Origin of the sequence: Moorena sp. SIO2C4, assembly GCF_010672485.1 — a bacterium.
GTDB classification, from domain to species: domain Bacteria; phylum Cyanobacteriota; class Cyanobacteriia; order Cyanobacteriales; family Coleofasciculaceae; genus Moorena; species Moorena producens.
In genome coordinates, this window is record NZ_JAAHGN010001059.1 from 1 (window position 1) to 2,570 (window position 2,570).

Below are 2,570 nucleotides of genomic sequence, written 5' to 3' on the forward strand. Positions count from 1 at the left end.
CTATCAGCTATCAGCTATCAGCTATCAGCTATCAGCTATCAGCTATCAGCTATCAGCTATCAGCTATCAGCTATCAGCTATCAGCTATCAGCTATCAGCTATCAGCTATCAGCTATCAGCTATCAGCATACTTTCAATTCTGATTAATCTCGAACTATTAGGTGATACCCGTGGCAAATTCAATTCTTAATGGGTCAAGCGCACCTTTAAATTCTCCCGTTCAAGGTTTATTTTAAGTAAGCGATTCGCGTAGCGTGAGCTTTTAGCTGACGGCTGACGGCTGACGGCTGTTCGCGCAGCGTGCGCGTAGCGCATATGCTTACCTTGCCTCTTGCCTTGGCTTGAGGGAGTATATTCACAACTTAAATAAAAATGCTACATCATAGTTTTATTAATCTCAAATGCTAAGCTTTCAGCATCCAGCCCATGAGCACGAAGCACTTCCTGATTTTGACCGCATTTCGGAATATCAAATACTCCAAATTGCCTGACCTGTATTTGCCCAGACAATCCTAATTCTGCCAACCCACTTACAATCCGATCCCCCTGTCCTCCTATTACATAATGGTTATCCAGGGTAAACACCCAGGAGTAACCTTGGAGGATTTGTTCCAACCAGTCTAAATCCACAAAATTTAGCCAAGGCAAATTGACTACTTTTAGGGTGATACCGTGATTCTGAGCCAATAACTGGGCAGCTTGATAGGCTTGTGGCAGCAGCACGGGACCGTAACCAAATAAAATAGCGTCTTGCCCCTCAGTTAAGGCAATCCCCTGACCCAACTCCAACTGATAATCCTCTGGCAATTGATAGGGAATCTGACAGGGGATCGAGACTAGCCTGATATAGCAACTACTGATAGTTCGATGCAAACAGTAGTCTAGAGCTAGGGATACTTCTGCTTCATTAGCTGGTTCAATCATCACCATATTCGGTATCGCTCCTAGGGCAGAAATATCCCTTACCGATTGGTGAGAATGACCAGGACCACCGGGTAGCAACCCAGCTAGGGAGCCAACATAAATAATCTTAGTCCGTTCGGTAGCATTATTATAGATTTGCTCATTGGGTCTGGTGGATAGGAAACAAGCAAAGGAATGCACGATCGGCAGTAACCCTTTCAGTGCCATCCCCCCGGCCTGGGATACCATATCTTGTTCGGCAATGCCACACTCAAAGAACCGTTTCGGGAACTTGTCTTTAAAGGGAATCAAGCCACAATCGAGCATTAAATCCGCATCGAGTACCACCAGGTCTTGATTCCGTTCTGCTTGGGTAACCAAAGCTTTGGAATAGGCACTAACCAGTCGTTGCGCCCCATCAGCTACAGCAGGTTTGGCATAGGATAGCATCTCCAATGCTAAGGGGGATGCTCCAACTTGTTCCAATTGGGTATTGGCAGCAGCAATTAGTTCTGCGACTCCGGTCGTGTAGGCTTCATCATCCGGTGCGCCACTATGGAAGTGATATAAGTTGTCTTCTGGTCTGATGGCCGTGTGTTCCATAAAGGAGATTCCTTTGCCCTTAATGGTGTCAGCAATCAGGATTTTGGGCTGGTTAGTGACTGCTTTCAATTTTGCGATCGCATTCCCTAAAGCCTTGACATCATTACCATCACAGCGCTCAACATACCAGCCATAGGCCGCAAACTTCCGTTCCAAGTCCCCCAAGTCACTCACTTGGGACACCCAAGTATCGGACTGGATTTTATTATGATCCACAATCACAGTCATCTCATGGAATCCCAGATTTGCTGCTGGTTGGAGAGACTCCCAAAACTGACCCTCCTGCAACTCCCCATCCCCAGTTAATATATAAACATTTCCCTCTCGACCCATCAGCCGATTTGCGCTAATCATCCCCTTAGCCTTAGAAACCCCCATTCCCAAGGAACCAGTATTCGTTTCCAACAACGGAATCGAAATATCTGGATGACCAGGAAGTCCATCTAACCGCCTCAAGCTATGGATACGCTCAAACTCCAGCAAACCATGGCCAATCAAAACCGAGTAAAAACCCGGTACATCGTGACCCTTAGAGGAAAAATAAATATCCCGTGGTTGATTAGAGTTAGTTTTCCTAACCCGTAATTCATTTAAAAACAGCCAACAAACAATATCTAAACTACTAAAACTACTACCAATATGCCCTGAACCAGCCTGTTTTATCATATATAAAGTATTGATTCGACAGTAGGTAGCAAAAAGCTCAGTATGAGTTTCGGGAGTAATGTCTAAATCCTTCAGGCGTTCAAACTCCCGAAACGGGACTAGAGATAGATTTGTCATTTAATAAATATAACTAAATTGGTTTTTGACAGACGAGAGGTAAGTGAGCGTCTCCCTGTTCTATTAAATAGTTCACATACCACCAATCTTTCAAGTCATTAATATCTAATCCCTCATGATCATGGGTAATAAATGGCATAATCACCTTTCCAGCAATTGTATACTCTTCCAGCACTACTCTTGACCAAGCAATTTCTAAGCTAGCATTTTGCACATAGACCTCTGGCAAGGCCTGATAGGGAGTACTATGCCAGGGGGTATGGGGGGTTGAAGGTTGGGGA

At 44.7% G+C, this 2,570-nt stretch carries 3 protein-coding genes and 1 pseudogene; 1 reads left to right on the top strand and 3 read right to left on the bottom strand.

The window, feature by feature from the left end:
• Window positions 1-190: hypothetical protein (locus tag F6K20_RS33560; protein WP_287267144.1), on the top strand; the 190-nt coding region annotated here is incomplete at its 5' end.
• A 37-nt stretch (window positions 191-227) separates the two neighbouring features.
• Here F6K20_RS33560 and F6K20_RS33565 read toward each other — a convergent pair.
• From F6K20_RS33565 to F6K20_RS33575, 3 genes and pseudogenes are all read right to left on the bottom strand, one after another.
• Entirely contained in the window at window positions 228-359 is a 132-nt protein-coding gene (locus F6K20_RS33565; RefSeq protein WP_287297663.1) for a hypothetical protein, read from the bottom strand.
• A gap of 16 nt (window positions 360-375) precedes the next feature.
• Window positions 376-2,289, bottom strand: a complete 1,914-nt coding sequence (locus F6K20_RS33570) for a thiamine pyrophosphate-binding protein (RefSeq protein WP_008181893.1) — start codon at window positions 2,287-2,289, stop codon at window positions 376-378.
• Between the two features lie 13 nt (window positions 2,290-2,302).
• Window positions 2,303-2,570, bottom strand: a pseudogene (locus F6K20_RS33575) (acylneuraminate cytidylyltransferase family protein); the annotation flags it as partial.

Bases quoted from the DNA above. Each gene is read 5' to 3' on its own strand.
- F6K20_RS33570 (WP_008181893.1), bottom strand. From the start codon at position 2,289: ATGACAAATCTATCTCTAGTCCCGTTTCGGGAGTTTGAACGCCTGAAG.